Source organism: Flavobacterium sp. TC780 (genome assembly GCF_056783245.1).
Genome location: NZ_JBXBAV010000071.1, coordinates 1 through 7,712, shown reverse-complemented (window position 1 = coordinate 7,712; position 7,712 = coordinate 1). Strand labels below are relative to the sequence as shown.

10 protein-coding genes are annotated in these 7,712 nt (G+C 35.7%); 7 read left to right on the top strand and 3 right to left on the bottom strand.

Annotation, left to right across the window (positions count from 1 at the left end; genetic code table 11):
• The first annotated feature begins 299 nt into the window (after nucleotides 1–299).
• The 7 genes from AC1RYN_RS07030 (at nucleotide 300) to AC1RYN_RS07000 (ending at nucleotide 4,903) form a co-directional block, all read left to right on the top strand.
• Nucleotides 300–635 carry a hypothetical protein gene (locus tag AC1RYN_RS07030; protein ID WP_481806390.1) on the top strand — a complete coding sequence of 112 codons (336 nt, stop codon included), beginning with the start codon at nucleotides 300–302 and terminating at the stop codon, nucleotides 633–635.
• A gap of 192 nt (nucleotides 636–827) precedes the next feature.
• On the top strand, nucleotides 828–1,076 hold the full coding sequence (locus AC1RYN_RS07025) for a hypothetical protein (protein WP_481806389.1): 249 nt from the start codon (nucleotides 828–830) through the stop codon (nucleotides 1,074–1,076).
• Nucleotides 1,077–1,150: 74 nt separating this feature from the next.
• Nucleotides 1,151–2,380 (top strand): RagB/SusD family nutrient uptake outer membrane protein, encoded by a 1,230-nt coding sequence (locus tag AC1RYN_RS07020; RefSeq protein ID WP_481806388.1) that lies wholly within the window; start codon nucleotides 1,151–1,153, stop codon nucleotides 2,378–2,380.
• Nucleotides 2,352–2,765, top strand: a complete 414-nt coding sequence (locus AC1RYN_RS07015) for a hypothetical protein (protein WP_481806387.1) — start codon at nucleotides 2,352–2,354, stop codon at nucleotides 2,763–2,765. Before AC1RYN_RS07020 ends, AC1RYN_RS07015 begins: the two co-directional genes overlap by 29 nt.
• Entirely contained in the window at nucleotides 2,750–3,685 is a 936-nt protein-coding gene (locus AC1RYN_RS07010) for a DPP IV N-terminal domain-containing protein (RefSeq protein ID WP_481806386.1), read from the top strand. Before AC1RYN_RS07015 ends, AC1RYN_RS07010 begins: the two co-directional genes overlap by 16 nt.
• Nucleotides 3,660–4,178, top strand: coding sequence for a hypothetical protein (locus AC1RYN_RS07005; protein ID WP_481806385.1), 519 nt, complete (start codon nucleotides 3,660–3,662; stop codon nucleotides 4,176–4,178). The genes AC1RYN_RS07010 and AC1RYN_RS07005 overlap by 26 nt, the downstream gene beginning before the upstream one ends.
• Entirely contained in the window at nucleotides 4,175–4,903 is a 729-nt protein-coding gene (locus AC1RYN_RS07000; RefSeq protein WP_481806384.1) for an alpha/beta hydrolase family protein, read from the top strand. Before AC1RYN_RS07005 ends, AC1RYN_RS07000 begins: the two co-directional genes overlap by 4 nt.
• A 69-nt stretch (nucleotides 4,904–4,972) precedes the next feature.
• Here the strand turns inward: AC1RYN_RS07000 and AC1RYN_RS06995 are convergent, their stop codons facing one another.
• From AC1RYN_RS06995 to AC1RYN_RS06985, 3 genes are all read right to left on the bottom strand, one after another.
• On the bottom strand, nucleotides 4,973–5,251 hold the full coding sequence (locus AC1RYN_RS06995) for a DUF6520 family protein (protein ID WP_481806383.1): 279 nt from the start codon (nucleotides 5,249–5,251) through the stop codon (nucleotides 4,973–4,975).
• A 293-nt stretch (nucleotides 5,252–5,544) separates the two neighbouring features.
• Complete coding sequence (locus AC1RYN_RS06990) at nucleotides 5,545–6,879, bottom strand: MauE/DoxX family redox-associated membrane protein (RefSeq protein WP_481806382.1); 1,335 nt, start codon at nucleotides 6,877–6,879, stop codon at nucleotides 5,545–5,547.
• Nucleotides 6,880–6,985: 106 nt separating this feature from the next.
• Nucleotides 6,986–7,600 carry a helix-turn-helix domain-containing protein gene (locus AC1RYN_RS06985; protein WP_481806381.1) on the bottom strand — a complete coding sequence of 205 codons (615 nt, stop codon included), beginning with the start codon at nucleotides 7,598–7,600 and terminating at the stop codon, nucleotides 6,986–6,988.
• Nucleotides 7,601–7,712: the final 112 nt, after the last annotated feature.

Genomic DNA, 7,712 nt, shown 5'->3' with positions numbered 1-7,712 from the left:
TGTAGCGTTCCTTCGTTCAGTTGCGTATTGCTAAGGTTAATACATGCTCCTGTTGTTAGGGAGGCAGCACCTATTCAAATTTACACTTCGCACTGTCAATTTTTCAACTAAGAATTTCAATTGGACAAGTAGCCTTAATGTGAGTATTCCCGTAATGAACTTATAAGTTTTCCTAATCTGCAAAACTCAACTTATAAAAAACAGATATCGTATCGGAAAACCGCTGAACATCGAGCTAACATATAAATACATTGGGATCGATCCTGAAACTGGAATCTATCAATTTGCCGATCAAAATAATGATGGCAAACTTGCCTTCCCCTGACGACAAACAAACTATAATGACCTCATTGCTCAATATATTGAAGGTATTACAAAATCAAGTGAGTTACAAACATTGGAAACTAAATTTTCTTTTACAATTTGTAAAACAACGTAACCTAAGTTATCTCGGTGGCAATTCGGGTATGATGTTTAATCAGCCAGAAAGGATGGTAAATAGTTGGCAACAAATAGGAGATATTAGCCCTTATCAAATATATACTGCAGGATACAACGATGCGGCAGTTTCTGCACATTTTCGCTATGATAGTAGTGATGCCGCGATTGTAGACGCATCGTATATTTCGTCTTAAAACAGTTGCATTAAGTTATGATGTCCCTTTGAATTCAAAAGCAGTGCAATGTACAGTTATGCTACAAGGACAGAACCTTTTGACCTTTACCCCTTACAAAGATGGGGATCCTGAATTTACTAGTAGCGGTTATCTGCCCCCTGAAATATAATCACTGCTGGAATCCAATTAACTTTTTAATCTATTCAAAGTATGAAAACAAAATGTATAAAAAAGTACGGCTACTGGTGCATAGCAAAAAAGATATTCTTTTTAAGCTTTACTGTCTCGATGCCTGCCTGCGATTCCTTTCTAGAGGTAGATCTTCCAAAATCACAGCTTACTAATGTCACTGTATTTCAGGATTACACTACAGCTACAGCAGCTATGACCGATGTGTATTCTAAAATCAGGGACAAAGGATACTTACAGGTACTCAATTTGGGCTTACAAATTACTTAGGTAATTATAGTGATGAACTTTCTTTTTATGGTAGCCCGAATAATTCGACCCTAGCATTTTATACTAATGCAGTCTTGCCTTCTAACAATTCAATTACGACCTTCTGGAACAATGCATACAATCAAATCTATGCAGCCAATGCGGTATTGGAAGGCGTTCGTGCATCTACATTAGGGGCACAAGAAAAAAAACAATTGGAAGGTGAAGCACTTTTTGTTCGTGGACTGCTTCATTTTTACCTGTTACAGCTCTTTGGGGACATCCCTTATGTACAAAGCACTGATTACAAAACTAATAGTGTCGTGACCAAACTACCAAGGAATCAGGTATATGTTCAGGTCGTAAATGACTTGAATACAGCAGTACAACTTCTTTCGCCTTCCTACTTAAATCCTGAGAGGATAGGTCCGAACTCTTTTGCGAAGCAGTTTCTAGCAAGGGTTTATCTTTATATGGGAGCATGGGATGATGCTGATAAAATGGCATCAGCAGTGATAGAGAACAATTCTTTATATGTTTTTGAAAATTCGCTTAACAAGGTATTTTTAAAGAATTCTACAGAAGCAATTTGGCAATTTATGCCTGCTCTTGCTGGAAAAAATGCCGATGAAGGTGCTCTTTTTATTCTTGTTACTGGTCCACCTACGCTTGTGGCCCTAAATGAATCACTAGTAAATTCTTTTACACCTGAAGATCTGCGAAAAACAAATTGGATAGGCACCATAAGTAAAGGAACCACAACTTGGTATTATGCTTATAAGTACAAAGAATCTAGATTATCGACTTCGAATGAATATTCAATAGTTCTGCGCCTGACTGAGTTGTATCTCATACGTGCAGAAGCTCGTGCACAACAAGAGGATTACATGAGAGCCAAAGCTGACTTGAATAAGATAAGAAATCGTGCGGGACTTTCCGACATAGTTGCAAACTCAAAAGAACAAATGTTAGATGCAATAATTGAGGAAAGAAGAAAAGAGCTTTTCACCGAATACGGACATCGCTTTTTTGATCTTAAGCGAACAGGGAGACTTGATGCTGCCTTGTCCATAAAACCAGGATGGAATTCAACTGACAATCTTTTGCCTATTCCAGAGAGTGAACTCGAGTTTAAATCCAAATCTCAATCCTCAAAATCCAGGGTATTGATTTTTAAAAACAAAAAACAAAATGAAAATACAATCCAAAACAACAATAGTGTTGCCATGGCGAAAGCCATCCTTTTTTTTATGTTTTATTTTGCAATTAGTAGCCTGCTCCCTTTGGGGGCAGGTGTTGCAAAAAAAAGTATTAACTACAGTTGACTACCCAAAATGGGGACAATTGTATCCTGATAAAATAAGTCCAAATGGGCAATGGGTTAGTTATGCAATAGCTTACGAAAGTGGTCTTGATACTTTGTTTGTAAAAAATACCAAATCATTAAAGCCCCATGCTTTTCCTTTAGGAAATAATGGGGATTTTATAACAAGTGAATGGTTTGTCTACCAGACGGCAGACGGATTACATCTAATGAATTTGGTAACAGGCAAACAAGAAACAGTGCCTAACGCTAGCCAATATGTTTACTCCACGACAACCAAAAAACTCATGATTTTGGTAACCGAAAAGGAAAAAGGAAAGGTATTGATTATTCGAAACCGCAGGGAGCTATCCAAGAGACTATCATTGCAGTGGACGAATTTATAATCGATCCTACAAGCCAAATGATTTTATATACGACCATTATGGATTATAAACATAGTATTTGCCTTTTGGATCTTTCACGAAAAAATAGCAAAATCACATTATGGACTGGCGTTAACTCTTTTAGTAATCTAGTATGGCAGAAAAAAGGTGAAGCACTTGCTTTTATGCAAGAATCTAATGATGTGACTAATCTAGAGAATACAATCTTTTATTATACTCTTTCCAATAAAAAATTATACAAGACAAATAGAGAAACCCAGCATGATTTTCTTAGTGATTCTCTCTTTGTTACTGCTGCAAGCTATAAATTAAAGATTTCGGATGACATGCAAAATGTCTTTTTTACCCTAAAGCGAATGACAAAATTAAAGGATAGCATAAAAGGCTCAGATGTACAATTATGGAATGGAAATGCCAAATGGATCTTTCCAATGGAAGAAAAACAAAAAATATTTAAAGGAATTTATTTAGGGTTATGGCAACCTTTTGAGGATAATTATAGGCTTATTTCTAATGACCGTTTGCCGCAATTCATGCTAACTGGAGATCAGAAGTCTGCTATACTATCCAATGCCCAGCAATATGAACCACAATATACTTTTGAAGGTCCACGAGATTACTATATCGAAAATTTATCAACTGGTAAAAGAGAACTTCTTTTAAAGAAACACAATGGATACAATAAGTACATTATTCCCTCTCCAAACGGAAAATATATTGCTTATTTTCAAAAGAAAAACTGGTGGGTCTATAACGTTAAAAAAAAGACCCATACCAATATAACTAAAAATATTGAGTACCCTTTTTTTCATAACAAAAAGGAGCATCCACAAAATATAAGTGCGTTCTCAAATTTAGGCTGGACCCCGCAGGATAAAGAAATACTATTATGTGATGCCTACGATATATTGGGCAATTGACCCTGATGGTGTATCTGCAAAAAGATTAACTCATGGAAGGGAAATACAAACTGAATTTCAATTAGCTGGATATGACAATGTGCCAATAGAAAAAACAAATTACACTGGAAAAATTCATGATGTTATAGATTTAGGCCAAGGATTGTTATTGGAAGGAACCAGTAATCAAGGATATTTTGGCTATTATAAATGGACATTCCAATCTAATAAAAAACTAGTATTTACCAACAATGCACATCTGGCTCATTTAATCCAGTCTGAAAATGGAAATACGTTCATGTATACTGAAGAACGTTATGATTTTTCTCCACGTTTAATGTTATTAAATGATAAGCAAAATGAATCTAGAGTATTGGTACATAGTAACCCGCAGCAACAACATTTTTATTGGGGAAAATCAGAACTGATTCAATACAAAAACAGAAAAGGTGAATCTTTGCAAGGAGCACTGTATTATCCTGCTGACTATACAGCAAAAAAAAATACCCAATGATTGTATATATTTACGAAAAGTCTTCCAAAGATGTTCATAATTATATCAATCCATCTGAGTTCACTGGAGATGGGTTATTTAATATATCCACTTTTACAACTCAGGGCTATTTTGTACTAGCACCAGACATTTCATATAAAATTGGTGATCCTGGGGTATCTGCAACAGACTGTGTTGTTTCAGCAACAAATGAAGTGATAGGACGAGGACTTGTTTTACGAAATAAAATTGGGCTTATTGGTCACTCTTTCGGAGGTTATCAAACAAATTTTATTATTACACAAACAAATCTATTTGCTGCTGCTGTAGCTGGTAGTGCCGCATCAGATTTAACTAGTTTCTATCTTACAGTTGGATGGAATAATGGTAGACCAGATATGTGGCGTTTCGAGAGCCAACAATGGCGTATGGGGAAATCATTATTTGAGGATAGGATAGGCTACGATAGAAATTCACCTATTGCTCATGTAGAGAATATCACAACACCTTTACTCTCTTGGACTGGAGGTAATGACATGCAGATGAATTGGAGCCAAAGTATTGAATTTTATTTAGCTTTGCGTCGTTTAGAAAAGAAACATATTATGTTACTCTATCCTAATGAAGGACATAATCTTAATAGTAAAAAGAATCAAAAAGATCTTTCTATTCGACTGCATGACTGGTTCGACTATCATCTAAAAGACGAACGGTCAGTATCATGGATAAAAGCAGGTCTCCAATAGTGACTTATATAAATGACAATGCAGTTCCACAAAAGAACTGCATTGTACTTTTTAATAACAATTAAAAAATCAATCAGGGCGATAAACTTCCACAGGACAACTCGTTGGACTATCTTTTCCAAACGCTTGAGGGCCAAAAGTACCAAAACGACGACAAAGAGGACCTTCTTCATCACTGCACTCTACTTCAATACTACAAGGTTTAGGGGCATTTGGCAAAGTCACAAAACCGTCTATTTGATCAAGTACTTTAGTGTCACTTTGCATCGATGTGGTTAGAAATGCACCAGAAAGGGCCAGTACAAAAACTGCAACAGGCATCATTTTTTTTAAATTTATTGTTTTCATAATATTATAATTTAAAGGTTAATCATGATCTACTTTTTTCTACAGGTGTTCGATCTAATTCCTGATACTTAGCGCTAGTATATTATTGTATGCGTCAGAAAGTTTTTTCTTCCACACGTTTCATTTCATTTCATTTTTTAGTTTATCGTTTATCTGATAAACGACTAGTTTAGTATCGATAAGGGCATACACATAGTTTGATGTAACTAGAAAATTTCGAAGCTTTTTGCCATCGATTCCATAAATATGAAAGCTAAACAAATAGGCTTTTTTGTTAAGATCATATACATCAATCACCGATGATTGTTTCCATGCTTTTTCATTTTCATAGCGACAGGAACATTCGAATTCACAAAAAGAAGGTGCCCATATACACTGCTGTTCCCATTTACAGTTAGGGTTGGTATCGCCATTGTTTGTTCTGTTTTTTCTTTTAAATAAGCTATTTTTATTTGTGCTCGAGATATTGTATCAATTGTATTGCCTCGATAGTCAAGTATCCCATTTTCGTTTGCTATTATATACTCGTTTCTATAACTATAGACATAAATAATGCGTTTAATTTCGGGGCTGTAATGCAACATTCCATCGGAATCAAAAACGCCATCGATTTGCTTTTGTAATAATTCTGGTGCCATCCTGATTTTTGATTGGCTTCCAGCGGTAAATAAACCAAGAATGTTATTACTATTGGTTTTACTAATCCCTCTAAAAACAATAGTGCTACTATCTATCGGTACGGCAGTACCAAAATATGGAGGCCTAGGTTCTTGTAATTTGGCTTTCCAATTGGTAATCCTACCACTAAATATAGCAGGAACCCTACCATCAATTATGTAGAAAAATGGAGGGCGAACAACCATTCTAAATGATTTAAAAGCAAAGCTCTTGCGGTCAAGTGTAGCTCTCATTTTTTGTTGCTTTAACCTGGAATCAATTGATAATAGGTATAATGGAACTGTAGAGTTACCAAGATATAATTTTTCATCGCCGGCTCCTGCAAAATAATAGGAGTTGTATTTTAGATCTAGAGTATATTTCAATGTAACTGGATGATGCGGATAGCGGCGGATAAAAGGATTCTGATGATGCATGATTTCCTCTGAAGAGAGAAATAAAAGTAGTACAACAACGCCACTGCATAAGAAAGCTAATGATAATTGCATAGGATATGAAATAGCTCTTGTAATTTTTCGCCTTGAATTATTTGGAGTATGATTTAACCAGAGTGCGAATCCAGCCAATATTACAAAGGCGAAATTAAATATCAGGTGTTCCTGCCAACTCATTTTTTCCAATATGCCTCCACAGGAGCAAGGAAGATAGGAACTGTAATTGAGCATGATAAAAATGTAGGCAGTAAACATGGTCATCAAACAAAATCCGGCATACAGTGCTTTGATGCGTGTTTTGGGAAAAAGAAGTAATATTGCAATGGTGAACTCCACAATCAGTACAGTCCAGGAGATCCAATGGGCAAATGCGCTTAATAAAGGAGATTGCCCCAATTCTACTTTGAAATTCTCAAAATCCAATAATTTATTAGTAGCCGCATAAACAAATAACATTATATAAAGTAGACAAGTCATCTCTAAAAATGTGGTTCGTAGGTTGATATTCAGTCTCATAACATATCGATTTTAATTCGTTATGTAAATTTCTGAATTTCAAAACAATAACAATTGTCGTATCGGGAGGGACAATTGTCTAAAACGGATTAAGTTTATTTTTTATTTAAGAGATTCCCGTTTTACCACTCGAGAGTTCTTTTGGAGAAACTCCATAGCGTTTTTTAAATGATTTAGAGAAATTGGGATAATCATTAAAACCATTCATAGAGGAGATATTTTTTAAAGGAATATCGGTTTGTTCAATCATGATATAAGCACGTTTAAGCCGTTCTTCAGTATAAAAATGATAGATAGTGGTATGGAAAAAATGTTTAAAACCATCTTTAAGTTTACAATCATTAGTTCCGAATTTCCTTGCCAACTCCTTTATCAATGGCAATGGGCTGGCTAAATTCACTAATATGTAATCGTAAACCCGTTGCATCAGACGGGCATCGGTTTTGCGGAAACCGGAATATCTACTAAATTTTTCATCAAATGTTTCCGCAGTATGCCCTAGGAATTGGAAGTAAGGAGCAACGAAACTCAAGAGCATAGCCTTTCCCTGTGAAAATCTGGATACGGAGCACTCGGCACTCACTACGAGCATTTTACTGGTGATAAAATGTAGGGTAATGATTTCACCTAATACGAGTCGCTCTACCATCGTCGTTCTCTCCTGATCTGACATATTCCCGAACTCATTCTTTAGAAAACTTCGAATTGGCCTTTTAAGCATTTGCGCGGCATCATATCCTAAAATATCCAGCGCCGCTTGATTTACATTTTGTATGCAATAATAGGTGCTGCCTCCCTAACAACAGGAGCATGTATTAACCTTAGCAAATGGT